The organism is Bradyrhizobium sp. BR 1432 (assembly GCF_051547705.1).
In the GTDB taxonomy this organism is placed as follows: domain Bacteria; phylum Pseudomonadota; class Alphaproteobacteria; order Rhizobiales; family Xanthobacteraceae; genus Bradyrhizobium; species Bradyrhizobium zhanjiangense.
The window spans coordinates 5,733,571-5,759,184 of sequence record NZ_JBPUGF010000003.1 but is presented as its reverse complement, the minus strand read 5'-3'; the positions used below and the strand labels follow the sequence as shown (position 1 = coordinate 5,759,184).

The following is a 25,614-nucleotide window of genomic DNA, read 5'->3' as shown; positions in this document are numbered from 1 at the left end:
GAAGGGCGAATCTGGATAGGGCGTGGCCCGCCCGACCGGACAACGGGCGCTGGCGCCGCGCCCTATCGCATCCGAACGGACGGGACGCCAGGCGGCCGCCGGATGACGCCAATGTGCATTCGTTGGATGCGCGTGCGGATCAGGCGTGCGCCTTCCCAAAGGTCGACGTCATGATCATCAGCGAGCTGCTTGGCTCGTTCACTTGCCGTTTTTTCGTCGGCGCAATGGAGTTCGACGCGAAGCTGAATGTGGCCGTCCGCCCTCAGGAAATTAGGCGCGATAATCTCCTCCAAAACGTCAGTTCCGAAGTTGAAACTCGAAGGAACTTACAACAATATCAGTGCACTGTCCGTTCGATTAGGACAATACTCCCATTCTGCCGAGGCGCTGGCGTCACTCGCGGATGCGCGGCTCTTTAAATTCACCCGGGGTCGGAACGCGCTGAGCAGGCGCACGTTCGCTCTGACACAATCCTTTCGTAAGGAGTAAGCGCCATGAAGTTGCTTATAAGTGCCGTCGCCCTTCTGCTGACGGTTCTGTCTTCAGCGGTGTTGGCGCAAACGACCAAACCCGACGTCTCCGGTGCTCCGAGCGCACAGAGCTCCGGCGCAGGAATACCGGGTCAACCGGGAAACAAGAGCGGTCCTGCCGTCAAGCCTGGAGAGACCGTTGGTTCTAGCTCGACGACGAACCAGGAGAACCCGACGGTTCGGATGCAGGACCCGTCGAACATTAAGGGACTGCCGGGCAATAAGAGCGGCCCGCCTGCTAAGCAGCCCTCGCGCCAGTGAATGGAAAGATCGGACTATCGCAAGCAGCATTGAGGCTCGCACCGAAAGACCGCGGGCCGGCGTTGCGGTCACGATCAGGCCGCAGCTTTGCGGGTGAAATCGGCTTTCATCCGGCAGTCCACGGCAACGCCTCCCACGATCGCGGCCTTGATGCATCCCTTCGCGGTTGCGGGCGCGATCGGAGCGATCGGAGCGATCGCCAGCAGTAAAGAGGCGAGAACCTGAACTGTGCCCTCATCTGGCGGCTCGCGTCGTGAAGCACACGACTGCCAGCGCGACGACTATCGCCAAGAGGATGACTCCGGCCGGCGTTTCGGTCAGCGTGCCGCTCCGGCTACCGTCCAAAAGGTTGAGCTTCATGAGGCACATGGTCTAGGCATCAACCACCCTCGTATGGGTTCGTTCCTGGCGTTAGGTCACCGCTCGAAGCTTCAATGTCGCGGCAAAGGGCTAATCCTGTCGAGCTCGGGCTTGGGCTTCCTCCTGCAAAGCCCTCATTAAGGTGCCCGTTCATCCTCCTGGCTGCGCACCGACCTTTCCGACGAAAGCTCCAGCCACTATAAGCGCGCCGTCGGCGATCGTCAGCGGAAGCGCGGCTAAGCGTCGAGGCGCCGGCCCAACGGATTTGGTTGCCAAGCACGCTCCGGTGGCGAGAGCCGTCAGGAGAAGCGAACGTCGCTTTTGGTCAGGACAGTGCATCGCCTCGAACTCCATAGCGATCTGGGAAGCCGACGGTCGAAGCTTAGCGTCGTGAGACCGCCGAAAAGAAGGCACGAAGACGTGCCGTTCGGGCTGATCCGATCTACGCTTCTTGCTCCCTCATATGGCCTGCCAAATTGCCAAGTACGCCGACGGCGAGCACCCTACCTGATGGGGCCTTCGAATGCCTGAGAGAACCTTGCATTACGCCATAGGAACCTTTCGGGGCCGATGTCGTTTGCTCCACCCTAGGGGGACGCAGGCTCCCCGTTAGACGGATTGCCGTCCAAGCTCTGCGCACGGCTCGCTTCCGAGGCGATTGCGCATGGACGAAACACAATTCTCTACCCCTCCCTATTCACGATGCAGGCGCGACTGCGGTCCGCACAGCGGCCGTCCGTTGGGGCGCGCCGCACAACCACCCAGCTTGAGGAGAGCGGGATGACAAAGAACTCGTCACGCGAGTGCGGTCCTTCAATGACCGTCCTACTGCAACAGCTTCCGACGCAGCGGCGGGCGGCCCAACCAAACAAGGCTGCGATGCCATCGCGCCGAGACCTGATGAGCACGATCGGTTGCGCCGCTCTGTTGACGGGCAGCGCCTTCTTCAGTGCGCAAGCACAGCAAAAGATCAGCAAATCGGAGGCCAAATATCAGGATAAGGCGAACGGCAATCAGCGTTGTCAATTGTGCCAGTTCTTCCAGGCTCCGAACCAGTGCCAGTTGGTTGAGGGTGGAATTAGCCCCAACGGTTGGTGCGAGCGCTTCGCGGCGAAGACGTAATCTCGTGCGCATTCGAGGATGCTCGCCGAGGAAGAGTGAGAGCCTTGTGGCCTCCGCGTTCGGTCGGCGCTCGACTCATCATGCGGCGCGCCAAACGAGAGGAGGTACTGACAAGGAAGCAAGGAGAGCAACATGCTTAATACCCAGGCCATTGAATCCATAACGGGACTGAAGGGACAAACGACGGGTGACGTGCTCAAGTTATCGATCCCGCGCAACGAAGTGAGAGTGACCCTCGACGGCTTTGAGGTCATTCCGTTCATGGGACTCACATCGTGGGTCGCCTTTCGGCAAGGACCACATCACACCACGTTGATGGGTGACATTGTCGTGCTTGAAGATGAAATCAAGGACGCAATGGCCGCGGCTATCCAAGCGGACCTGTACGTGACGGCCTTGCATAATCACTTCGTGCGCGAGGAGCCGCGCGTGATGTTTATGCACATCGAGGGCACGGCCGATGACACTGCGTTAGCGACAGGCGCGCACAAGATTCTCGAAGCAATTAAGACCGTGCGTCAGGGGCACCCTGTCGACTCCGCCGTTGAGAAAGTCGACAGCACTCTGGACGTACAGCGACTTGAAACAATTGTCGAGCATAAGGGCGAGAGCAAAGATGGCGTATTCAAATTCGTGTTAGGGCGGCCAACGGTGCCACTCATCTGCAAGCGCTGCGGTAACCTCAATATTGACGCCGCAATGGGCTACAACACATGGGCCGCCTTTCAAGGCACGAACGAGCGCGCGGCAATATGCGGCGATGTTGCGATGCTGGAAAACGAAGTGCACTCGGTTATCCGCGAATTGCAAGCAGGAACGATCGAAGTGGTAGCCGTCCACAATCACATGTTCTTTGAGGACCCACGCATCATTTTCCTGCACTACTGGGGCATCGGCAATGCTGAGGAATTGGCAAAAACCTTCAAGCGCGCGCTTAACACACAGCAACAATCCGTTGCATCAACCTCTACGGGCTAGATATGAGCTGCAGGACCTTCTCCTTGATCGACGAGCGCGGATGCCGTACCGATCAAGCAATTCGTCTTTCGTGCCGGACCGCGGCAGCTGCGCGATCGCCACGGCGAAGTCTCGGGGCCCGCAACTCGGCCGAAAAAGAAGGCATGAACACAGAGCTTCGATAAACATTTGCCTGGTTGGCTCCCGCTACGCACACTCGAAACACCATCGTTGTGCATAGCAATGCGTCTTAGCCAAACCGCGACCTCTTCACAACGAGTTGATCTCTGCGAGTGGGAAGCTGACCTCAGGTCGCCGTTGTCAAACCGCGCATAGGGCAACGTCTCGCGGATGAGGGATGTCGCGCCTCGTGGAATTGATGAGCACATGATCGGCCATGGTTCAGGATTTCGTTTCGGCTTGGAAGCAGAGTTTCTGCTGGTCGAAGCCGATTCGTGCCGTCCTCTGTGGCATCCCGAACTTCGATTCGAGGAGCTCAATCTCGCTCTGGAAGCGATTGACGTCAGCGATTTCGATCAAGAGGGCTTGGACCTCATCCCGCTTCACCGCAAGAGGATGCCGTTCGTTGTCGAAGGCTATCAGCTTCCCGGCCCGGATTTGAAGCCGACCGCTTTATTGCCAAAGGGCGTCGAGATTCGGACTCCGATATACAACTCAGTTGAGGAGTGCATGGCCACCTTCGCCACGCTTCACGGCCGGATGCAACGATCTTTGTCGGAGCGCGGATACCGCGCCGCAACGCTCTCCTTTCATCCGATCGAGGACCATTTCGAGGGTCCGCAGAACAAGCGCCGTTACGACCATTGGCAATGGGCCATGGAGGCGATGACAACTTACGGCCCGGACATGAATGTCAGCGTTCCGCCAGACGTGGCGGCACAACTGGACCTGCACGAACTCCATGGCAAGGTGAATTATTACGCCCCTGCCCTCACCGCCCTCACGGTTGCCTCGCCGTTATATCGCGGGGATCTTTGGCGCATTCGCGGCTCCATTGGAAAATCCGTACGCACCTACCACCGCAGCACCATTGCGCCGGCGATTTCCATCCACCCAAAGGAACACCTGCGCCTTGAATTCAAACCGCTCGAAATGACTCCGTACCTTGTCGACTATCAAGCCTATTTTCTGCTGTGGCTCGCACTGATCCTCGACGAAAGATTGTTGGGACGCGCGACCGAGCAAAGCCGGATCTACGACATGGGACAGGTTGCCCGATTTGGCCTCCATGCAGAAGGCGCCCGCGATCGCGCTCATGAAGTCCTGTCAAAGGCGCCGAGTGCGCTGAGCCATTGGGGTTTCGATTGCCAGCCGCTCGATCATTTTCGCGCAAGGCTGGAGACCGGTCGAGTCCCCGCCGATGACATCATCGATCTCTTCGAGCGCGAACAATCCATACCGAACGTGTTGCGTGATCTCCTCGATCTACGATGACTGCTTCACTTTTCGGAGGCGATCCGATCCAGGCGCAATCGGTGTCGATGATCAGTTAGCAAACGTCCGCCGCCGATGACTGCCGCAAGCGTGCCCAAACCCGTTCCGCCTGCAATCAGAAACATGATCAGTAGCTGGTATTTGACGGCATCGACGGGCTCGACGCCCGCGAGGATCTGGCCGGTCATCATCCCTGGTAGAGAGACCAGGCCAATTGCAGCCATGCCGTTGATGGTCGGCATGAATCCGCTTCGCAGTGCATCGCGGATCACCGGGAGGAGCGCCTGATAGCGGGTACCTCCCAACGCGAGGCAGGATTCCACCGCAGCACGTTCGCGCACCACGCCATTGACGAGCACATCCAGACCCAGGCTCACTCCAGTCATGGTGTTGCCCAGGATCATTCCCAACAGCGGCAGCGCGTAGCGCGGATGATACCAGGGCTCGGGACGGAGCTGCGAGAGCAGCGAAAACGTCGTGACGGTACCGGCGGCCAGCAAGGTGCAGCCTGCCCCCAAGCCGTAGGTCCAAAGACCCTCCAGCCGTCGCTTCTGACGGGCGACGATTTCTCGCGATGCGAACAAGACCATGATGAAGGCGGCGAGTGCCGTCCAGAACGGAGAGACCGCGGCAAACAGAAACGTCAGCACATATCCAACGAGTACGAGCTGGATCACCATTCGCATGCTCGCAAGGGCAAGCTGTCGTTCAAGCTTCAGGTGCAGCGCGAGCGAGAGCGCGCCATTCATGACAACAAGAAGCGCAGGCAATATGAGGTCGCTGTAAGCCAGCTGGATGTAATTCAAAGCGAGTGCTCCTCGAGGTGGCCGCCGCTCGCCATCACGAACAGACGAGATCCGACGCGACGAGCCTGGCCACTGTTGTGAGTGCTCCATAGGACGCTTGTTCCGGCCGAGACACGCTCGGCAACCAGGGCTTCCACGGATGCGGTCGATGCCGCGTCAAGCGCCGACGTGGGCTCGTCCAACAGAAGCACCCGCGAATGCAGCAACAGAGCCCGTACGAGGCCAAGGCGCTGCTTTTCGCCGGTAGAAAGTCTCCGGATCGGCCAGGTTCCGCAACTCGCTGGCAGTCCCAACTGATCCACCAACGGAGTGGCCAGATCCCAGTCGGTAAAGTGCTCCTGCACCGTGTCAGCCCACCAGCCAGGTTCGGCAGCTACATAGGTCACCTGCCTGCGCCAAACAGGGGCCGGCATCGTTTCCCGCGACACCCCGTCCAGCTCGACGGAGCCCTCATTCGGATCGAGATCGGCAATGGCGCGGAGCAGCAAACTCTTGCCGACGCCCGACGGGCCCTGCAGCGCAATACATTCTCCATCCGCGAGTTCGAACGAGACCACGATATGCAAGCGCTTCAGCGCGCTGACAGTGAGCATATTACCTTTTACCCTTGGCACATCTTGCAGTGATCTACGTTATCTGAATGGGGATGTGCAGTCTCCCCGTCAGACGGTTCCGTCCAAGCACTGGCCAATACTCGGTTGTCGAGGTGGTTGCGCATGGACCGACCCACATTCCCTCATCTGCTTCAGCATCGATCGCGCCAAACGCGGCCATCCGCGGTTCGTGAGATTGCGCGCGAACAGCACGGAATCCGCGCGGTCGCCTGCCTCTTCCCTCGTCTGGGCGCGCCGATGTACACCCACGAGAAGGTCACGCTTTCCGTGGTGGCTGAGAGCATCGCGCGCCTTAAAGGCTGTCGATTTGTAGGCGAATACGGCCCGAAGACGCATGTGGCCGCTGGTCTTTTCTTCGTTCCCAGCGACACGCTCATAGTCGAGGAGGCGCGGGATCTCGGAATTCAGTCTCCGCATCAGCTCTACGGCGCCGTGGTGCCATATCCCTTCGTCAAGACGAAGGCCATCACGCATCCCCTTGTCGCAAAGCACGCGGCCCGGCCGCGCGGCTGGTCATTTGCCTTCGGAGACGGTGTCCGTGATGCGGTTCTGCCGGGCTACACCGCATTTGGCGCTGACGAGGCTAGATTGGCAGCTAAGCGGCTATTGGCGCTGGGGCCGGTTCGCGTGAAGGAGCCGCTGGGCGACGGAGGTCATGGACAGACGGTCATCACGAACATTGATGAACTGGAAGCTTACCTGGAGAAATTCCCGACAGATAAACTGGCATCTCACGGCCTGTCGCTCGAGGTCAACCTGCGTCAAGTCGTAACCCGAAGCGTCGGTTGCACGATGATCGGCGACCGGTCGATCGCCTATCACGGCACGCAACGGTCGGTTACCAATAATCATGGACTTCGGGTCTATGGCGGCTCGCACATCATTTGCGTTCGCGGCGACTGGTCGGCGCTCGACAGTCTTCCCATGGAGATGGAGGCGAGGCTGGCTGTAGATCAAGCTCGAATATACGATCGGAACGCCGCCAGATATCGGGGCTTCCTGGCCTCACGCCGAAATTATGATGTTGGACAAGGCATTGATGGAACCGGAAAATGGCGATCGGGAGTGTTCGAGGCGTCCTGGCGCTCCGGCGGCGCGAGCACTGCCGAACTCGCTGCTCTGACCGCGTTCGCAGAGGACTCCCGTTTACAAGTGGTCGAGACCGCTTCCGTGAAGCACTACGGAAAGCCACGCAGAATCCCGGCTGGCGCAGCAATTCATTTCCAAGGTGATGATCCGGAGGAAGGTCCGCTGCTCAGGTACACGACGGCCGCGCGAGCCCTGCGCCAACTGGCGTAAGCACCTTGCGTCCCAGCCGACGACGCGTCAGGCAGACCGCCATTGCGGGTGCATGCGATGCAGGACCAGACGGGCCAGCGTTAATATGGTCAGCGTTCCTACTGCAACGAGGACCGCGACGCGAGGCATTGCGATGGTCAATCCGATGCAACCCATGATCCCGTACCAGGAAAAGATCGCCGGATAGTGGCGCTTCCGGACCGGCGAATTCAGCGCAGCATAGTGCGTGATGAAATACCAGACGAGCATAAAGGAGCCACCAACTTCGATGAGTGGCCGAAGATCAAAGATGAGAGCGGCGCTTGCACTGAGCAGGCCAAGGCCGATGACTGCACGACGAGGCGTCCGTGATCGTTGATGAATTTTTCCCAACCAGCTGGGAAGCTCATGGGCCTCGGCCATCGGCAGAACGACACGCGAAGCACTCAGCATATCGCCCAGGATCTCCGCAAGCGCAGCGACGATCGCGCCTGCCAGGATGACCCATTTGCCCCACGGGCCGATTGCCTTCAAGGCGGCACCAAGCAGAGGGGTATCCTGCGCGCCGACCTCGTCTGCCCGAGCACGCCGAGAGTGATCGCGGCCGCGCCGACAAACATGACTGCCGCGATTGTTACACCTCCAATGATGGCGACAGGAATGGTGCGACGCGGTTCCTTGACCTCCCCGGCCATGATGGCCATCCGCATAAAGCCATCCCAAGTCCAAAAAAAGATAGCTGCGCCACTGGCGACGCCCATAAGCCCATTAGCACCTAAGACTGGTACAAAATGGCCCTGCTCGATCGCGTGTAGCGAGAATGCCCCGTAGATCGAGAGCACAGCGATGACCAAGAGCAGAAGGCTGATGAGCACCCGCGACGTCAGCTGGATTCCAAACAGGTTCAGAATGGTGATGGCCACCACCCCAGCAGCCGCGACGAAGTGAACAGGAATCCCCGGAATGACCTGTCCCAGGTAGGTGGCGAAGGCAAGCGCGATCACACTCATCGAGATGAGGTTCTTCCCGAGATACCCGCAGCCTGCGATGAAGCCAAGCGTAGGCTGGTGGACATCGCGCGCCCATGTGAAAGCGCCCCCTTCAGTCGGATTGTTCACACCCAATTGTGTGGCGCTGATACCGGTGGCAAGGGCAACGCTGCCACCGAGGAGTATGGCAATCGGGATGCCGCTCCCTGCGGCTGCCGTGGCAGCACCGATCGCGGCAAAGATACCGATGCCAACCATCATGCCGGCGGTGAAGAGGGTTGCCGTTATCGGCCCGAGCTCCCGTCTTAAGCTCTGTTGTTGTCCATTCTTCGCCATCCGAGCGCACTCACGGCTCAATGCGAGAGGTTGTCACCGGGTGCGAACGTAGCCTTCTGGACCCAGGTGCGGCCGCTTACCTCTACCATCCTCTATACTCGCCATTCGATTCTGTCGGTCAGCGTTAGACTGCATTGCGAAGATCAGCGGCCCATCTCACGCAAAATGTAAAGACAATGGATCTCGGTTAGTTCCGCCCCATCCTAGCCGCAGGAACCTTTACAATCCGATCCAGTTGGCTCACGGGGACGCAGTCTCCCCATTAGACGGCCCTACCCGTCCAAGCTCTGCGCACGGCTCGCTCCACAGGCTATTGCGCATGGACGGAAAGCCCTCAACTCCTTCCACTCCCAACGCCAGCTGCTGGCATCTCGCCAGCGTGAGTTACGAGACGATTCATTTCTCTAGTCACGGAGACTACATTGAGAGCAGCACGGGTCACCTTGGCAGTCGCCACGCTCATCATCACAATCAGCTCCCAGGCCTTTGCCGACCGAACCGTTAGGGGCGTCGTCGTAAAGGTAGACGGGATAGCTGGCATTGTTTCAGTTCGCGAAATGCAAACAGGTGCAGCCGGGGCGATCTCTTACGGTGCGGCCGAAGAGTTCAAAGTGCAGGATCCACTCCTGTTTGATGCGGTGCGACTGGGAGATGAAGTCATCTTTTCCGCCTCTGATAGGAATGGAGCCATGACCATCACAAAGCTTAGTGAGCAGTGACGCGACTCGTCGAATTTCAGTTTCAGCTCCTCCCCAAGCTACGCTCTAAGGCCTGTTTACAGTCGCTAGTTTGCGAGGAAAGCCGCGACGAGATTGAGGAGGCCGGCAAAGCAGGCGTCTGTCTTTTCGTAGCGAGTTGCGATGCGGCGGAATGCCTTGAGCTGGCAGAAGAAGTTCTCGACCAGGTGGCGCCATTTGTACATTTCGGCGTCGTGCGGGATGCGCCCGGCGCGGTCGGCCTTGGACGGGATGACCGCTGCGGCGCCGCGTTGGTTCAGATTGGCGCGCAGCCAGTTATTATCGAAGGCCTTGTCGCCGATCAGCGCTTCAAAATCGAGGCCAGTGATCAAAGGCTCGACGCCAATGCTGTCGTGACGCTGGCCGGGCAGCAGGGTGAAGCGAATGAGATTGCCGAGTGCGTCGACCAGAGCCATGATTTTGGTAGTCAGGCCACCACGCGAGCGGCCTATGGCCTGATTTTGAGTCCCCTTTTGCCCCGGTGCCATGTTGGTGGACCCGGACGAGTGTGCCGTCGATCAGGACATATTCGAAATCGGGATCGTCACAGAGAGCTTTGAAGACCCGCTCCCAGACCCCCTTCTGCGCCCAGCGCCAGAAGCGCGTATACACTGTGAACCACTTGCCGAACGCTTCCGGCAGATCTCGCCACGGCGAGCCCGTGCGCGCAATCCAAAGAACTGCTTCGATAAAGAGCCGGTTGTTACGCCCGGTGCCGCCGGGATCACCGGCTTTGCCAGACAATTCCGGCGCAATCCGCTCCCACTGCGCATCGCTCAACATCAATCGAATCAAGGCTGATCTCCAATTTTCAGCCTTGAATCAATTTTCTACTGATTTGGGAATCCTGTCTGTAAACAGGCCTTAGGCGGTGAGTGCAAATAATCGGAGGAATTCGTCTCTCTGACCGAAGTGGCCACCTTCTCACCGGCTTTGTCCAACCCACGCGCGGCGAACAATGTCCTGTTCAGCTTTAAGTCGAGAGCTGATCCAGCGTGCAACTCCACGCACGCTTCTTTTCTGCAACGCGATCTCTTGAGTTGCGCTATACTGGTACTCAAGTGCCCACCGCTTCCGCTTGGAACACCTAGAATGCCATCCTTCGACACCGCGATGATTGTTCTTGTCGGGATCGCTTTTTTTGCGGCCTTTGTAAATGGCGCGCTTGGCTATGGGTTTTCGTCACTTACGGTACCGCTCGCGCTCGTTTTCTACACGAACCGGATCCTGAACCCAGCGATCGTAGTGATCGAAGTCTTCGTCAACTTGTACGTTCTCTTCATCAACTTGAAAGGTGTTCCAGCTGTATGGAAGAGGGTGCTGCCGATTCTCATCGGGCTGCTACCCGGCATTGGAATCGGCGCCCTTGCTCTTGCCTCGCTCGAATCTGGCTGGATCAAACTCGCCACTTACGCGGTGATCTTGCCCCTCATCCTGGTCCAGGCAGCCGGTTGGCGCCGGCCGATACAGTCACGGTGGCTAGTCGGACTCCCCTTTGGGACGACCCTGGGTATCCTGTACTCGGTCACGACCATCTCTGGCCCTCCGCTGGCGATCCTGTTCAATAATCAAGGCCTGGTCAAAGACGAATTCCGGGCCGGTCTTGCATTGGTTCGCGTTGCGGAGTTGAGCGTGACCGCGCTCGTGTATTACAAGCTTGGTCTGTTTATCGCCGAAAGCGGAAGTCTTTTACTGGTGTTCGTTCCCTGTGCCCTTTTTGGCATACCGCTCGGCGCTTTCGCTATCCGTCGGCTCGACCCCGAGGCATTTCGTCGGATATGCATGAGTTTTGACGCATGGGTCGTCGGCTTTGGACTTTCCCGAGTATTGATCGAGTTGAAGCTGATGGACAGCCCGTGGGCATACACCGTTATGGTGGTTACCATCCTGCTAGATGGCTATCTGTTGTACATCTTTTTCAGGGTGCGGAGAGCGAATTCAGGGAGATATCGACCCTTCTGGGGGTTACCAAGAACCGGTAGCGGGGCTGAGTGACCGCATGCCTTCCAGGAAAACAGAGCCTCCACAAGAGCCGCCCGAAGCCCTGAACCGGTGGCTAGGCTACGCTATTGGTATCCTCGCTGTTTTGATGCTGGTGCACACATTCTTCCCGGCGGCTCGCCTGTTTCCGTAATGTAAACAAGGATTGGCGGCTGGCCGCTGTACGCTCTTTTTAGAAGATTACCGACTGTAAGCGCCCTCGAAACGAAGGGGCACAGCAAACGTCAGGCCGGTTCGTATCTCGTCGACGGAATGGCGGGTGGTGACCGCGTGGCGATACGCGAGGTCAAAGGAGAGCTTTTCGCTGACCTGCCAGATAAGTCCGACTGCACGGGGCCATCAGGCCCACGACTGCGCCAGACCGACGCGCCTCACTACCGGCGCCACTCGATGCGCCACGGCTAGCGCTGCAAGTTCATCCGTCTCCAAGGCAATCTTCTGAGCAAGCATGACGTCGCCCGGGACGAGATAACCCTCGGGAGCAAAGCACAAGATGGCTCCGGATTGCCCTTCGAAATCCATTTCCTGCACGTTGGCAATAGACCCGTATTGCACTCGGTACCGCCTTCGAGTCGCGCACCCGACGACATCGAAGTAACCCTGCTCCTCAAACTGCCTTCTCTGAACTGGCGTTAGCCACTGGCGCAGAAGCGTCCGTCCCTTCGCTTCAGGTGAATTTTCGCTGACATAGTTATGATACATCTGCCGCAGCGCACGAAGTCGCGAAATCTGAGGTCCACATCTGCTGATCAGAGACACGGCAACCGCCCTTCTTATCCACCCCTGAGCCGCCGGAAGAACAGCGTTTCTTTCGCGGTCGGGTCAAACGCAAAAACTCGACACGACTCGCCTTCCGCGGTCCGCACCGCGGCTGTAAACCCTTCACCGATCAATGCCCGGAAACGCCTCTCCGCCTTGGCCAGCGCTTCAGCATCGCCGGCGTCGAATTCGTGGCGGGAGTGGCCGGTGTGATCCATTACAATTTGCGTTGCCATAAGATGCTCCTGGACTAAGCAACGGATCCCCTGCCTTTTTGGCTAAGCTGCTATTTCACCATCACCCATGCGGGCTGCAGCAGCGGATGAGCGATAAGCCCAACCACCGCGGTTGCCGCGATCAGCGTCGGATTGTTGATCTTCCAGCGGAACAGCACGGCAAGGGATACGATGCCGATTGCCGCTGTCAGCCAATCGCCGATCGCAATCTTTCCGAGTAGGACACAAGCACCCAGGATGGTGCCTATCGCTGCCGCGTAAGCGCCCTTCACAAAGCCCTGGACATTGGCGTTTCCTCGATGCCGTGCCAGGATCGGTGCCACGATGAGAACCAACAGGAAGGACGGCAGGAAAATGCCCACCGTGGACACGAGCGAGCCCCAAAATCCCGCCACAAGATAACCGACGAAGGTCGCCGTGATCACGACCGGTCCCGGACTGATCATGCCGATCGCGACCGCGATCAGGAATTGGCGTTCGTCGAGCCAGCCATATTGCTGCACAAGCCCTTGTTCTAGGAATGGCACGATGACGAGCCCACTGCCGAAGGTCAGGGAGCCGGCCTTCAAGAAGAACAGCATGAGCTTGCCGAGCGTCGAGCCTGTCGCAACTGGTGCCATCGGAGCGGCCGCCGGCACCACGACCACCGGCAACACAGCGGGCGTACGTTTGAACAGGCTGCCATAATAGACGATGCCGACACTACCTGCGCCGATGAACAACAGCGCGACCTCGGCCTGCAGAATGATCGTCACTACGAAACAGACAGCCGCGATCGCCCATTGCAGCCAGTCTTCCATGCCGAGTTTCGCCAGGCGGTAGCAGGAATGCAGGATGAGCGCGATCACGGCCGGGCTCACGCCGTAGAAGATGGCAGTGACCGGCTGAAGATCGCCGAGATGGACGTAGAGCGCTCCTAACGCCGCGACGATAACAAAATTGGGCAGGATGAAGCACCATCCGCCAAGCCAGGCTCCCCAGAAGCCGCAACGGAGCCAGGCGATGTAGACGCCGACCTGGATCGCCAGCGGACCCGGGAGCGATTGGCAGATGGCAATGGACTCGCGCATCTGCTCCTTGCTGAGCCACTTCTTGTCGTTGACCAGTTCGCGTTCCATCTGGCCCACGAGCGCAACCGGACCGCCGAAGCCGAGAAAGCCGAGACGCAAGAAGTAGAGTGCAAGCTCGGCCATACGGCTACGCTCGGGGATAGTGGTTGCTGTCATTTCAAAGTCCTTCGAAAGATTGGTTATCGGTGACAACGAAGAGTCTGTTAGGGCCTGTCTGAACCAGGCGCTGCTAACACTCCTTGGCTGATGCTGTTCGGGAGCGGATGTGGGCTTTCAATTCTCGCTACAAGAGGCAGAACGAGGAAGAAGTGCGCGAAATAGTACGCGGCTCCGATCCGGCTCATGATCAGCCATGTGCCCTCAGGCGGCTCCCCGCCGGCATAAGTGAGCAACACGCAATCGGCGACCAGAAACCAATAGAACACCTTGAACATGGGCCTGAATCGCCCTGAGCGAACCGGACTGGTGTCCAGCCATGGCAACGCGAACAGGACAAGGATCGATGTCAGCATGGCGATAACGCCGACGAGCTTGTTCGGGATCGATCGCAGAATTGCGTAGAACGGCAGCAGGTACCACTCGGGCACGATGTGCGGCGGTGTAACCCCGGGATTCGCAGGAATGTAGTTATCGGAGTTGAGAAGAGCATTCGGTTCGTAGAACGCGAACCACGCAAACACCAGGAAAAGGACCATGAGCCCGAGCAGATCCTTCACCGTATAATAGGGATGGAATGGGATTGTATCGCCCGGCTCCTTCGTATCGATCCCCGTCGGATTGTTCGAGCCGAATCGGTGCAGTGCGATAAGATGAAGTCCGGCAACTGCGACGATCACAGAAGGCAAGAGATAGTGCAGAGAGTAGAACCGGTTGAGCGTCGGATCTCCTACCGTGAAACCGCCCCACAACCAGGTGACGATACTGTCGCCAACCACGGGAATGGCTGAGAACAAATTCGTGATGACGGTCGCGCCCCAAAAGCTCATCTGCCCCCACGGCAAGGTGTACCCAAAGAACGCAGTTGCCATCATCAACAACAGGATGAGGAACTCCTAGGCACCAAAGCAGCTCTCGTGGCTCCTTGTAGGATCCGTAGTAGAGCCCGCGAAAGATGTGGATGTAGACCACGGCAAAGAACATCGAAGCGCCGGTGGTGTGGATATATCGCAAGAGCCAGCCGTAGTTCACGTCACGCATAATGTGCTCGACGGACCGGAACGCGCCGCCTCCCGTCGGGACATAGTGCATCGCAAGCACAATGCCGGTCGCAATCATGATCAGGAGCGTGATGCCTGCCAGCGACCCAAAATTCCAGAGGTAATTCAGGTTTCGTGGCGTTGGATACGAGTTCAGCTCGTGATCCAGGAACGTGAAAATCGGAAGCCGATAGTCGATCCAGCGAATGACAGGATTCGAGAACTCCGTCTTCGGTTGAGACACTCCTTCGATGATCTGCGATGACATCTTTGGCCTCCTACTTTGGATCGGAGATCGCCTGGACTATCCCGTCCGACGGCGAGCCAAGTCCTTTCGGCGTCAGGACGACGTTCTTTCCCGCCGCGGTCACCTCGAAACAGCCGCCGTCGGGCTCCGGAAGATCGATGCAAAGGTCATCCCCTTGAATGGTCCACTTGCCGCGCTTCTTGCTGCCCATCGAATAGCTTCGGAGGGTCCCGTCGTGTTCATAGACATCACGATAATGGACCTCGTCGGTCACTTCCTTGCCCGACAACTTTGCTCGTATTTGCGCCCCAGATAATTTCTTGAGATTTTCCGCGGCAACAAATCCGGCATCGAGAGCAACGAGGCTCCCGATGCCGGCAAGTACCGCGATGAAGCGCTTTATTCCTAGCTTGACCAACCTAACCTCTTTCACTTCTTGCAGGCTTTGAGACACATTTGGTACTCGGTCTTGCAGGCAGGTCCGGCGTAGTTCTTCATGCACGCCTTTTGCTGCTCCGCGCATACCTTGCAGGACGTTTGAGCCTGCGCGGTAGCGTTCATTGCAAAGAGACCAGTGAGTACAGACAACATAAGAGCCGCATTTCGCATTCGATCTTCCTTTCCTGAGGGCACGATCACGTGGGCCAACCGTCTGGCCGATGGGATCGATCAGTTCTGCGACTTCTTGGTGCTGGCCGATTTGTTTAAGGCAGCTCGAAGACCCTTGGCCAGCTTCAGAGCATCGCGAGTCCGCACTGTTCATTGCTTGGCTTGGTGCGCCATAACCCTTGCGTCGAATGTCTCCTCATCCTTGTTGGCGCGCATCCTGATGTGCGTCCCTGACATCCAGACTTCATTGCACACCGGCGACGGGCTGCTTGGCATCGTCGTGCACAGCTTGTCATCTCGAATTTTCCAGGTCCCGGTCCAAGAACTTCCCGATTCTGGACCGACGAGAGCGCCATCCGGCCGGAGATACATGGACCAGTGGGATCCATCCGTGATGTCCTGACCGACAACGCGAGCGCGGATTTGCTTCCCGCCGAGCATCCTGAACTGATCTTCGGCGTGAGCGTCAGCTATGAAAGCCAGCGCGGCCGAACAGAGAATCCACCGAACGTATCGTAGGCCGTGCCTCATTTCTGTATCCCGTCAATAGCACGTTGCACGGCCGGCCAATTAATCGCCGACATGAACACGTCCACGTAGTTCGCAGCCTTGGCACCGTAGTCGATGTGGTACGAGTGTTCGTACATATCGAGCGCGAGTATCGGCGTGCCACCGGCCAGCGTATGGCAGTGATCCGCGGCCCACTGATTCACGAGCTTGCGATCGCGCGGCGACCAGGTCAGCAGCACCCAGCCGGAGCCGCCGCCGAGCGCCTTGCCCATGGCGATGAATTCGGCGCGCCACCGCTCGTACGAGCCGAAGTCACGCGCCAGCGTTTCCTTCAGGCTCGCGTCGGGTTCGCTCTCGTCGCCAAGCCCGGCAAAGAACACTTCATGGAGGATCATCGAGTTGGTCGCGATAAGCTGCTCGCGCTTCAACCCATTGATCAGGAAGCCTGGCGCGTTCGCATAGTCGAGCTCGGCAAGCTTTTCGTCGATCAGATTCAACCGTTTGACCGCGCCACCATAGTTGTTCTCGTAGTGGCTGATAATCATCCGCTCCGACATCCCACGGATGCGGCTCGGGTCGCAGGACAACGGCTTCACGACATAGGTCATGGCAACCTCCCGACGCATGGCCTGGGTGGCATCCGGGCGCACAAAGTGCCAACCGGCGGCAGCGCGCTAGTAAGATCTGGGAATTTGTTGGATGTGATTGGGATAACGGCAGACATGATGCGCCCTTGGAGAAATCGGACGCGATTCTTGGGCATGTCGCCTCATGGGGAGATCGCTTCCCCATACCCAAGAAATAGAGCCGGCTGCGACAACTTGTCAATGCCGATAAACATTCATTTCGAAGCAGCGGAATCGCCCGCAGGGGAGCTGCGGACGCAACGCCTCAACGTCGCGCGGAGGGGTCGCACGCGAAACCAGCCCGCCCCGATTCCATTCACTCCCGACGGGAGCTATCTACTCAATCCTCGTCGTCGTCATCGCCGGTACGTAGTCGGCCGTTCTGCGAATTGACGGCAACATTCGCGGTTTGCCGTCTTTCGAGCCAATCGCCTCGAAGTACCATCCGTTGCGCACGATCTGGACATTCGACCAGCCGTCCGACTGCAGCTTTTGACGGATCTGATCCTCGCTGACCGGCTTGTCTCCCGCGATGAAGATCGCACCCCTGCCCTCCGGTTCGGCGGTAACCATGGCGACACCCACGAGGCCCAGCAACAGCGCGCCGCTGCCTGCCAGAACCCATTTCCTGTTCATCGTCCATCTCCTTTTCTGACGAATCTCCCCGTTGTCATCCTTTCAGTTGCCGCCGGCGGCTACTGTGTAGTCCGCGAAATACATGTGGCTATCGGCCTTCGACCAGAGCCCGATCCGGCCCGAGACCGGTTGGGTCAGCGTGTGCTCCAGATAGAGCTTGCCATCGAGATAGCCTTCCACCTTCGTGCCTTTGACGCGGACCTTGAGGTCATGCCACTGCCGTGTCGCGGTCGGCGTATTGCGAACCCATTTGACGGAAGAGCGCTTGCCGTTCTCGAACTTCCACAGCACGATGTTATTCTCCAGACAGTTCGCGCGGACTGTCAGGTAGTCCCCGTTTGGCTTGAGATTGAATAGGATGCCGGCGCCCTGGTCGATGCGACCGGACAACCCTTCAAAGCGCACCGAAATCTCGCCATCGCTGAAATTTTCGATTTTTGGCGCGACCGCGTAGGGATAGTAGGCGTAGGCCTGCACGCGATCGAGAAACTCAGCGTAGCGTTCACCGTAGAGAGCCCGAGCCTTGTCGGCGATACCTGCCGACGATTGCCCCTCCTTCCACTGCCGGCCATCGACAGTGAGCACCTTCTTGCCGCCGTCCTGCTCGATCCTCCAGAAGCCCACCACTGGCACCAGCGACTTTGGTTCCCCACCGACGGTTTCATTCGAGAGGTCAATCTTGATTGGCTCCGCGGCTAAACAGGGCAATGCCGGCACCGCAAAGCCGATTGCCGCGAGGATGATCATTCCGAGTTTCTTGCAGGATCTCATGGCTTAACTCCTGGATGAACGAGAGGACCTTTGTCTGGAGGGGGCCGGCGAATCCATCGCCACGCGAGCACGATCAGGAGCGGCAATCCGCCGAAGAACCACAGCAGCACCGCGTCTGCGCTGACGACCAGGGGATAACCGGGGTACTCTTCGCCAACGCTAGGCGCCGGCGGCTGCGCGCCCGCGAGCGCATATAGTAGCGGCAGTATCTCCCGCGGACTGGTGGAGCGGCTTACGTCGGTTCGATCACCGTAGACATATTCGATCTGGCCATAGGCGTCTGATCGATTGGGAACGTTCGACCGCTCGCTCGCGAGAACGACGGTGACATCAGGCAGGACGCGCTCCAGCTTCGCGAGAACGTTCCGCCGGAGATCGACGTAGCGGGGGTCTTCCGCCGCGAGATTGACCTTGATGAGTAAGGGACGCCGAAGCGATGCGAGCAAACTTTCATCTGCAGAAGTAAACGAGTTGCGACGATCCTCGCTGCGATCCACGGACGCCCTGATCTGCGCCGCAACGGTGAGCGCAACGGCAACGACGAGCACACAAGACACAGAGCGGATGACTTTCGTCCGCACCGGTGTACCGGGAGGGAGCCAGACAACTGTCAGCGCAGCGAGCCCGCCAATGACGGCCGCTATGCCTAGCACGAGGCCGGCCGAAAGAAGCCCCTGCTCAAAGGGACGCAGCGTTTGGGTTAGCGACAATTGCACAAGCCAGGCCGACAGACCAGAGCGGCCCGCGAGCGTGAAATCCAGCACCCATGATCCTATCGTGACGGCGAGCGCGATGATGGCTGCAGTAGCCGAATTGTCGGCGATAACCGCGGCGAGCAGCCCAATGGCGCCGGCCAGCAGACCGTAGAGCAAATGACCCAATATAAGATTCAGCGTCTCGGGCGCAGCCAGATGGCCACCCAACACAGCCCACACGGCCAGCGCGGAAAGCGCAGGAATGCTCACCATGAACCAGGCTGCCAGCACGGCGCAGAATTTTGCAGCGATCAGCGTCGAGGGTCGGTATGGCAATTGGACCAGCAGGCGCAAAGCGCCACTTTCCTTCTCCTGGCCCAGCACGCGGATCGCCACGAAAGGGAATAGCAACGTCACAGCCACATAGAATGAGCCGAATGTCGGAACGAGGATTCCATCGAGGGGAGACAGGCTCCTCGCCAGGACTGGCGACTGGAGGGCCGCGGCGCTTGAACTCGCTGTAGAGCGAGACTGCCTGGACGAAGGAGTATCCGACGAGCGGACAGACCAGCAGCAACATGGTCCAAAGTGCCCGCCCGGCCGTGACCTCGCGGAGCTCCTTTGCGAGCAGCGGAACGATCGGTGCGGTCGGCCGCACGTATGCCTCACGTGAGTGCAAGGAAGATATCCTCTAGCGAGCCGTTCGGCAGTCCAGTCTGCGCACGCAATTGAGCAAGTCCTCCAGATCCGCGCACCTGCCCTGCCGAGAGCAGGATGAAGCGGTCGCAGACCCGTTCGGCATCCCGCAACTGATGAATTGAGAGGATCAGGGTGCGTCCGCGCGCCGTCTGGCGACGCAACAAGCCCATGACGTCCCGCGTCTGCCGCAGATCAAATCCGTCAAATGGTTCGTCCATCAGCAACAGCTCATGCGGCGCAAGCAGCCCGATGGTCAGCATCAGGCGTCGGGCATAACCTTTTGACAGGGCGTGCACGCGCTTTCGAAGCACCGGCTGTAACCCGAGCGCTTCGATGGTCGACTTGATGTCTGCTTCTGACCGTCGAAAGACGCTGCCGACAAACCACACGACCTGCAGGGCCGATTGGTCCTGGTACGGACGGACGCCATCAGGCAGGTAGAACAGGACGTTCCGCCGGCGGCTTGCGTGCAACGGCTCTCCGCGCCAAAAGACGTCGCCCGAATTCACCGGGAGAAGTCCGGCAACGGCTTCCAGCAACGTCGTCTTGCCGGCGCCATTTGGACCGATGATGCCGAGGATTTCGCCCGCGACAGCAGAGAACGTCACACCGTCGATCGCGGTGCCATCGCTTCCATAGCGCTTGGTCAGGTTTCTCACGCCCAGCAAAGGCGCCGAACGGTCTGGCGAAAACCCGTCGTTGACGGTTGACATGCAGCGTCCTTCTCAGGAATCCGGACGCGATGCTTGGGCATGTCGCCTCATGGGGAGATCGCCGTCCCCATAGCGGCGACCTTGCCAAAGCGGAATTGCTTGTCAATTAGGAACCAGCGGAAGCGAGGCTCGCCAACTTGCCGGTTTGTTCACTTCAGCTTGATCGGGCCCCCACTCACAGCTCTCTGCAGCGGCAACATGCGGGCCAATCACGTTTCGCTCTCACAGCCAGCCTGATTTCAGTGCTTCTCGTCACGCTCAGGATGCGCTCGCCAATCACGACCTACTGTTTGACCATCCTCGTCGGTCTTGCCAGCAGATCCATCGCCAGCACTTCGGTTGGCATTTTCCTGAGCCTTCCAGTCACGCTCGATCTGAACACTCTCACCGCGCGCTCGCTCTTGGTCGCGAGATTGGTCCGATTGTTGTGGCGTGCGATCTGGCTGCACCGGAACCGATTGCTCCTACTTATATGTCTTGGATAACCCGGACTCCTCCGCATATCCGGGAGCGAGACTGCAGGACAGTAGTATTGCCGTTGTCATCGCGATAGGTTCGGTTGGCAAGGACTGAAAGCACGATAGGCCCTCTGGTCTATTCGGCTGCGCGTCGCGAGAGGAACTGATCGGATCTCTTCAATCGCAATGGCCGTCGCGCGAAATAGGCATAGAGCGCCGGCAGAACGATGAGCGTCAACAGCGTCGCCGTGAGCAATCCACCGATCACCACGGTGGCCAGCGGCCGCTGCACCTCGGCGCCCGTTCCGGTGGCGAGCGCCATGGGGACGAAGCCGAGCGAAGCGACCAATGCAGTCATGATCACCGGTCGGAAACGTATTAACGCCCCCTCTTCGATCGCTGACCGAAGTTCGGCACCGTCCTCAACCAGCTTGCGGATCTGGCTCAACATCACGAGCCCGTTCAGGACGGCGACACCCGACAACGCGATGAAGCCAACCGCAGCCGAGATCGAGAACGGCATGCCACGCAGCCATAGCGTGACAATACCGCCGGTCAGAGCGAGCGGAACGGCGCTGAAGACCAGAAGCGCATCGCGCGCGGAACCCAAGGCGCCGAATAGCAACAGGAAGATGAGAAGGAAGCAGCCGGGCACCACGACCATCAGCCGCTGCCGCGCGACGGAGAAGTTCTCGAACTGTCCTCCCCAGGCCAGATAAGTCCCAGGGGGAAGCTTGACCTGTTCTGCGACCTTGGCCTGTGCTTCGGCGACGAGCGAACCGATGTCCCGGCCGCGAACCTCGGCCGTCGTCACCACCCGACGCTTGCCGTTTTCGCGGCTGATCTGGTTGGGCCCCTCGGTCTGCTCGAAGGATGCCAGTGTGCGCAGCGGAACGGAGGGGGCCGGCGTATTCGGATCGGCGTGCGGTAACGGCACTGGAAGCGCCTCCAGAGCGGTAATGTCGGAACGCAGCTTGTCGTCGAGCCGAACCACAATCTGGAAGCGGCGGTCGCCTTCGAAGACAAGCCCGGCCACCCGGCCTCCAACGGCCGTCTCGATCAAGTCCTGGATGGTTGCGAGGTTAAGGCCGCGGCGGGCGATCTCCGCCTTGTCGATGCGGATTTCAAGGAATGGAAGGCCAGTCGTTTCCTCGACCTTGACACTTTCGGCGCCCTCGATGCGACGCAGCACATTGGCGATCTCCTGCGCGGTCCGCTGCATTTCGCTGAAATCGTCGCCGAACACCTTGACGGCAAGATCTTCCCGGACACCCGCGATCAGCTCGTTGAACCGCATTTCGATGGGTTGGGAGAAGCCGACCTTGTTGCCCGGCAACTTGGTAGCTTCTGCCTCGATCTGCCTTATCAGGTCGTCCTTCGACAGTGACGGATCCGGCCATTCGCTCTGCGGCTTGACGATGATGTAGGTGTCGGAGGCGCTCGGGGGCATCGGATCGGCGGCGAGATCGGGCGTTCCTGTGCGCGAGAACACGAAGGAGACCTGCGGAAATTTGCTGATCGTCCGCTCGATCAGGAGCTGCATCGCTTGAGCCTGCGACAGCGCCGTGCTGGGCACGCGTTTGACCTCCATGACGATGTTCTTTTCGTCAAGCGTCGGCGTGAACTCTTGACCAAGTCCACCAAAGAGGATCACCGCACCGACGAAGAGAACCACCGCCGTGGCCATGATCGGCCTCGGAGACACCACTGCCCTCGCCAGGACTGGCGCATAGAGTTGCTTAAGCCAATGGACAATTGCGTTTTCCTGTTCGCGCACCGGCTTGGTCATCGCGATCGCAATCGCCGCAGGCACGAAGGTCAGTGACAGAACGAAGGCCGCAACAAGCGCGATCATCACAGTCAACGCCATCGGCTCGAACGTCTTGCCTTCGACGCCGGTGAAGGTCAGTAGCGGCACATAGACCAGGATGATGATGAGCTGGCCGTAGACCGTGGGTCTGATCATCTCGATCGCTGATACCGTCACGGTGTTCAGCCGCTCGGCAGGCCGAAGGGTCCGGCCGAGCTCGCGCTGGCGTTCTGCCAGGTGGCGCAGGCTGTTCTCCGTGATGATGACGGCACCATCGACGATCAGGCCGAAATCGAGCGCGCCAAGGCTCATCAGGTTCGCGCTGAGCTTGGTCCCCAGCATGCCAGTTACCGTCAACAGCATCGCGACTGGGATGACGCCAGCGGTAATCAGCGCCGCACGGAAATTGCCGAGCATCAGGAAGAGCACTGCGATCACCAGCAGCGCACCTTCGGCGAGGTTGGTTGCAACAGTTCGAATGGTGGCGTCAACCAACTGCGTGCGATTAAGCACGGTCCGCGCCTTGATGCCCGGCGGCAGCGTGCGGCTAATCTGCTTGATCTTGGCGTCGGCAGCGGCTGCCACCGTGCGGCTATTGCCGCCGATCAGCATAAGAGCGGTTCCGAGCACGACTTCTTGCCCATCGACGCTGGCACTGCCGGTCCGCAGCTCGCGCCCGATCTCGACATCGGCGACGTCCTGGATGCGCACGGGAATTCCTCCCCGCGTCGTCACGACAATCTGCCTGATGTCCTCGAGGTTCTCGACCCGGCCGCTGGCGCGGACTACGACGCCTTCGCCGTTCTGCTCGATGAAGTTGGCGCCGCGGCTGACATTGTTGGCCTCGATCGCGGCGATCAGCTGGCTGAACGATAGCCCATAGGCGTTCAGCCTGAGCGGATCGGGGTGCACCTGAAACTGTTTAAGGAACCCGCCGATCGCATCCGCTCCGGCCACACCGGGCACCGTCTTCATTTGCGGTCGGATGATCCAGTCCTGCACGGTCCGGAGATAGACAGTACGCTGAAAGTCATCGGTCAACCGCTCGCCTTCGGGCGTGAGATAGCTGCCATCGCTCTGCCAACCCGGCTTGCCGTCCTCGACCGGCGCCATCTCGCCCGGCTTGGCGTATTCGACCGCCCACCAATAGATCTCACCGAGGCCGGTGGAGATCGGCCCCATGCGAACGTCGACAGCGGGAGGAAGATTGCCTTTCGCTTCGTTCAGCCGTTCGGAAACCTGTTGACGCGCGAAGTAGATGTCGGTGCGATCAGCGAATACGGCCGTGATCTGCGCAAAACCATTGCGCGAAAAGGATCGCGTCGATTCCAGGCCGGGCGTACCCGCCAGCGCCGTCTCCAGCGCGACTGTCACCTGCTTCTCGATTTCGGCTGGCGTCAATGCGGGGGCGGTCGCGTTGACCTGCACCTGGACGTTCGTGACGTCGGGAACAGCATCGATCGGTAATTTCGTCATCGACCAAAAGCCGGCGCCGGCGGTAACCAGCGTCACCAGCACCACGAGCCAGCGCCGACGAACTGAGAAGTCGACAATCCAGGCGATCATTGCTCAGTCCTCGTCGCGGGGCTTGGACAGCTCTGCCTTCAGCGAGAACGTGTTCGACACGGCGATGGTCTCACCAGCAGCAAGACCAGAGGCGATCTCAATGACCTCACCGTCGCGCTCGCCGGGCATCACGCCGCGCACTTCGAACCCATCCTTGCTGCGAATGAAGACCACCCTCCGTCCATCCACGGTCTGAAGCGCGCCGATCGGCACCACGACATCTGCCCGGTGCTCATTCAGTGCAATCGCCGCAGTAACGAAGGACCCTGGCCGCCAGCGGCCGTCCGGATTGTCCAGCGCTGCGACGACGCGCGCGCTGCGGGTCTCCTTTTCAAGCAGCGGCGACACGAACACGATTTTGCCAAAAGCGGTTTCCGGCATTCCCCGCCCCGTGATCCGGACAGTTTGGCCCTCTTTCACCAATGGCAGGTCGCTGGACGAGACAGCCAGTTCCACCCATACGCGGCTCAGATCGACGATGACAAAGAGCTCGGTTTCAAGATTGTCGCGGCCGACTGCCGTTCCGAGTTCGACTCTGCGTGCGGCAACCCGGCCCGAGATCGGCGCGCGAACGTTTTGGCTCCGCAGCGAGATCTCTGGCGCCTGCGGTAGACCGGCGATTTCATTTTCCTGCACGCCCAATGCCAGCAGCTTTTGGCGGGCGATGTCCAGGCGCATGGCCGTCTGCGCTGCCGCATTGCGGGAACGAATATATTGTAGCTCCGGCGCTGCGCGGCCTTCCCACAGGAGCTTGTCTCGTCCTGCGAGATCTTGTTGCAGTTCGTTCGCAAGTCGAGCGGCCAGATATTCGCTCTTGGCGTCCGCAACTTCGCGGCTCTCAAGCGAAGCCAAAATTTCGCCCTTTGCGACGACATCGCCGATGTTCTTGCGAAGCTCGGCAACTGTGCCGGACAGCTTCACCGAGACGTGCGCAACCCGGTCCGCGTCTGGAGCAACGGTTCCGGGCACCAAAAGTCGCCTGGCGATGCTGCCCGGTCCCACCTGCACCTGCTCGATTTTGGCGAGAGCAATTCGCTCGTCGTCCATCCGGACGACAGGCCGACGTTCGGCCTCGGGTGTTTTGGCCTCCTGCCGCGGCTGCTCGGCGGCAACTCCCACGGCTTTCCGCAGGGCCGGCATGCCTGGTGCCCAAAGGGCAGATGCGACGCCCGCTGCGAACACCGCGACCAGGATAATCGGTCGGAAGGACATACGTTTCTCTTCAATACCGGCGCAGTGCGCCGCCGCTCAGAGGTAACGCGAGATCGCCTTGAATTCGGCGAGCACGGTCTTCGTGGATTTCGACGAGCCCCCGTTCGCTGCCGCGTCGAGGCAATTGTCCACGTGATCGTGGATGAGCGCCCTCTTCGCCTCGCCGATGGCCTTCTCGACCGCATGAAGCTGCTGAGCGAGATCGAGACAGCCGCGCCCCTCGCTGAACATCTCGATGACCCTGTGGAGGTGCCCCTCGGCGCGCTTCAGCCGCTTGACGATCTCCGGATGACTTTCGTGAACGTGTTCTTTCGCCATGCCATATCCTATCCCCCCTGAGGGGATATGTCGAGAC

The 25,614-nt window shown here is 59.5% G+C and carries 25 protein-coding genes and 3 pseudogenes; 8 read left to right on the top strand and 20 right to left on the bottom strand.

All coding sequences use genetic code 11. The annotated features are described in order from the left end of the window. Window positions 1-62: 62 nt before the first annotated feature. Window positions 63-293 carry a hypothetical protein gene (locus ACSKB8_RS27825; protein ID WP_438107705.1) on the bottom strand — a complete coding sequence of 77 codons (231 nt, stop codon included), beginning with the start codon at window positions 291-293 and terminating at the stop codon, window positions 63-65. A gap of 201 nt (window positions 294-494) precedes the next feature. Here ACSKB8_RS27825 and ACSKB8_RS27820 point away from each other — a divergent pair, with 201 nt between their 5' ends. Continuing rightward, window positions 495-791, top strand: a complete 297-nt coding sequence (locus ACSKB8_RS27820; RefSeq protein ID WP_128943328.1) for a hypothetical protein — start codon at window positions 495-497, stop codon at window positions 789-791. A gap of 510 nt (window positions 792-1,301) precedes the next feature. Here ACSKB8_RS27820 and ACSKB8_RS27815 read toward each other — a convergent pair. Beyond that, a pseudogene (locus tag ACSKB8_RS27815) lies at window positions 1,302-1,409 on the bottom strand (2Fe-2S ferredoxin); the annotation flags it as partial. A gap of 522 nt (window positions 1,410-1,931) precedes the next feature. Between ACSKB8_RS27815 and ACSKB8_RS27810 the strand changes: the two are divergent. The 3 genes from ACSKB8_RS27810 (at window position 1,932) to ACSKB8_RS27800 (ending at window position 4,685) form a co-directional block, all read left to right on the top strand. Beyond that, window positions 1,932-2,273, top strand: coding sequence for a high-potential iron-sulfur protein (locus ACSKB8_RS27810; RefSeq protein WP_438107704.1), 342 nt, complete (start codon window positions 1,932-1,934; stop codon window positions 2,271-2,273). A 132-nt stretch (window positions 2,274-2,405) separates the two neighbouring features. Then, window positions 2,406-3,251 carry a DUF1259 domain-containing protein gene (locus ACSKB8_RS27805; RefSeq protein ID WP_438107703.1) on the top strand — a complete coding sequence of 282 codons (846 nt, stop codon included), beginning with the start codon at window positions 2,406-2,408 and terminating at the stop codon, window positions 3,249-3,251. A 366-nt stretch (window positions 3,252-3,617) separates the two neighbouring features. Beyond that, entirely contained in the window at window positions 3,618-4,685 is a 1,068-nt protein-coding gene (locus ACSKB8_RS27800; RefSeq protein ID WP_438107702.1) for a glutamate-cysteine ligase family protein, read from the top strand. Between the two features lie 5 nt (window positions 4,686-4,690). Here the strand turns inward: ACSKB8_RS27800 and ACSKB8_RS27795 are convergent, their stop codons facing one another. Together ACSKB8_RS27795 and ACSKB8_RS27790 are read right to left on the bottom strand one after the other, a co-directional pair. Beyond that, window positions 4,691-5,491 (bottom strand): ABC transporter permease, encoded by an 801-nt coding sequence (locus ACSKB8_RS27795; protein ID WP_438107701.1) that lies wholly within the window; start codon window positions 5,489-5,491, stop codon window positions 4,691-4,693. Beyond that, window positions 5,488-6,084 (bottom strand): ABC transporter ATP-binding protein, encoded by a 597-nt coding sequence (locus ACSKB8_RS27790; protein WP_438107700.1) that lies wholly within the window; start codon window positions 6,082-6,084, stop codon window positions 5,488-5,490. Before ACSKB8_RS27790 ends, ACSKB8_RS27795 begins: the two co-directional genes overlap by 4 nt. 258 nt (window positions 6,085-6,342) lie before the next feature. Between ACSKB8_RS27790 and ACSKB8_RS27785 the strand changes: the two genes are divergently transcribed. After that, window positions 6,343-7,404 (top strand): DUF3182 family protein, encoded by a 1,062-nt coding sequence (locus ACSKB8_RS27785; RefSeq protein WP_438107699.1) that lies wholly within the window; start codon window positions 6,343-6,345, stop codon window positions 7,402-7,404. Window positions 7,405-7,431: 27 nt separating this feature from the next. On the opposite strand, the gene ACSKB8_RS27780 is transcribed toward ACSKB8_RS27785, so the two are convergent. Both ACSKB8_RS27780 and ACSKB8_RS27775 read right to left on the bottom strand, forming a co-directional pair. Next, a complete protein-coding gene (locus ACSKB8_RS27780; protein WP_438107698.1) occupies window positions 7,432-7,917 on the bottom strand; it encodes an amino acid permease in 486 nt (161 codons plus the stop codon). After that, window positions 7,914-8,708 (bottom strand): APC family permease, encoded by a 795-nt coding sequence (locus ACSKB8_RS27775; protein ID WP_438107697.1) that lies wholly within the window; start codon window positions 8,706-8,708, stop codon window positions 7,914-7,916. The genes ACSKB8_RS27780 and ACSKB8_RS27775 overlap by 4 nt, the downstream gene beginning before the upstream one ends. Window positions 8,709-9,151: 443 nt before the next feature. Here ACSKB8_RS27775 and ACSKB8_RS27770 point away from each other — a divergent pair, with 443 nt between their 5' ends. Continuing rightward, window positions 9,152-9,427 (top strand): copper-binding protein, encoded by a 276-nt coding sequence (locus ACSKB8_RS27770; protein WP_438107696.1) that lies wholly within the window; start codon window positions 9,152-9,154, stop codon window positions 9,425-9,427. A gap of 65 nt (window positions 9,428-9,492) precedes the next feature. Here ACSKB8_RS27770 and ACSKB8_RS27765 read toward each other — a convergent pair. After that, window positions 9,493-10,228, bottom strand: a pseudogene (locus ACSKB8_RS27765) (IS5 family transposase). Window positions 10,229-10,537: 309 nt separating this feature from the next. On the opposite strand from ACSKB8_RS27765, the gene ACSKB8_RS27760 reads away from it, so the two are divergent. Further along, window positions 10,538-11,440, top strand: a complete 903-nt coding sequence (locus ACSKB8_RS27760; RefSeq protein ID WP_438107695.1) for a sulfite exporter TauE/SafE family protein — start codon at window positions 10,538-10,540, stop codon at window positions 11,438-11,440. Between the two features lie 345 nt (window positions 11,441-11,785). On the opposite strand, the gene ACSKB8_RS27755 is transcribed toward ACSKB8_RS27760, so the two are convergent. The 5 genes and pseudogenes from ACSKB8_RS27755 to ACSKB8_RS27735 all read right to left on the bottom strand — a co-directional run bounded on the left by ACSKB8_RS27755 (window position 11,786) and on the right by ACSKB8_RS27735 (window position 15,717). Beyond that, window positions 11,786-12,148 (bottom strand): hypothetical protein, encoded by a 363-nt coding sequence (locus ACSKB8_RS27755; RefSeq protein WP_244551177.1) that lies wholly within the window; start codon window positions 12,146-12,148, stop codon window positions 11,786-11,788. Between the two features lie 71 nt (window positions 12,149-12,219). Continuing rightward, window positions 12,220-12,441, bottom strand: coding sequence for a hypothetical protein (locus tag ACSKB8_RS27750; protein WP_438107694.1), 222 nt, complete (start codon window positions 12,439-12,441; stop codon window positions 12,220-12,222). A 50-nt stretch (window positions 12,442-12,491) separates the two neighbouring features. Then, window positions 12,492-13,667 carry a chromate efflux transporter gene (gene chrA, locus ACSKB8_RS27745; RefSeq protein WP_438107693.1) on the bottom strand — a complete coding sequence of 392 codons (1,176 nt, stop codon included), beginning with the start codon at window positions 13,665-13,667 and terminating at the stop codon, window positions 12,492-12,494. A gap of 62 nt (window positions 13,668-13,729) precedes the next feature. Then, window positions 13,730-14,975 (bottom strand): annotated as a pseudogene (locus ACSKB8_RS27740) (cytochrome b); the annotation flags it as partial. Between the two features lie 10 nt (window positions 14,976-14,985). Next, window positions 14,986-15,717, bottom strand: a complete 732-nt coding sequence (locus tag ACSKB8_RS27735) for a hypothetical protein (protein ID WP_438107692.1) — start codon at window positions 15,715-15,717, stop codon at window positions 14,986-14,988. A 224-nt stretch (window positions 15,718-15,941) separates the two neighbouring features. On the opposite strand from ACSKB8_RS27735, the gene ACSKB8_RS27730 reads away from it, so the two are divergent. After that, a complete protein-coding gene (locus ACSKB8_RS27730) occupies window positions 15,942-16,082 on the top strand; it encodes a hypothetical protein (RefSeq protein WP_438107691.1) in 141 nt (46 codons plus the stop codon). Between the two features lie 8 nt (window positions 16,083-16,090). Here ACSKB8_RS27730 and ACSKB8_RS27725 read toward each other — a convergent pair whose 3' ends face one another. The 8 genes from ACSKB8_RS27725 to ACSKB8_RS27690 form a co-directional block, all read right to left on the bottom strand. Then, window positions 16,091-16,681, bottom strand: coding sequence for a superoxide dismutase (locus ACSKB8_RS27725; protein ID WP_438107690.1), 591 nt, complete (start codon window positions 16,679-16,681; stop codon window positions 16,091-16,093). A gap of 354 nt (window positions 16,682-17,035) precedes the next feature. Next, window positions 17,036-17,335, bottom strand: coding sequence for a hypothetical protein (locus tag ACSKB8_RS27720; RefSeq protein ID WP_438107689.1), 300 nt, complete (start codon window positions 17,333-17,335; stop codon window positions 17,036-17,038). Between the two features lie 42 nt (window positions 17,336-17,377). Continuing rightward, entirely contained in the window at window positions 17,378-18,106 is a 729-nt protein-coding gene (locus ACSKB8_RS27715) for a hypothetical protein (RefSeq protein WP_249756454.1), read from the bottom strand. Beyond that, window positions 18,103-19,224, bottom strand: coding sequence for an ABC transporter permease (locus ACSKB8_RS27710; protein ID WP_438107688.1), 1,122 nt, complete (start codon window positions 19,222-19,224; stop codon window positions 18,103-18,105). Before ACSKB8_RS27710 ends, ACSKB8_RS27715 begins: the two co-directional genes overlap by 4 nt. 242 nt (window positions 19,225-19,466) lie before the next feature. Continuing rightward, a complete protein-coding gene (locus ACSKB8_RS27705; RefSeq protein ID WP_438107687.1) occupies window positions 19,467-20,213 on the bottom strand; it encodes an ABC transporter ATP-binding protein in 747 nt (248 codons plus the stop codon). A gap of 594 nt (window positions 20,214-20,807) precedes the next feature. After that, complete coding sequence (locus tag ACSKB8_RS27700) at window positions 20,808-24,047, bottom strand: efflux RND transporter permease subunit (protein WP_438107686.1); 3,240 nt, start codon at window positions 24,045-24,047, stop codon at window positions 20,808-20,810. A 3-nt stretch (window positions 24,048-24,050) separates the two neighbouring features. Further along, complete coding sequence (locus ACSKB8_RS27695; protein WP_438107685.1) at window positions 24,051-25,259, bottom strand: efflux RND transporter periplasmic adaptor subunit; 1,209 nt, start codon at window positions 25,257-25,259, stop codon at window positions 24,051-24,053. Window positions 25,260-25,295: 36 nt separating this feature from the next. Next, entirely contained in the window at window positions 25,296-25,577 is a 282-nt protein-coding gene (locus ACSKB8_RS27690; protein ID WP_438107684.1) for a metal-sensing transcriptional repressor, read from the bottom strand. Window positions 25,578-25,614 lie beyond the last annotated feature (37 nt).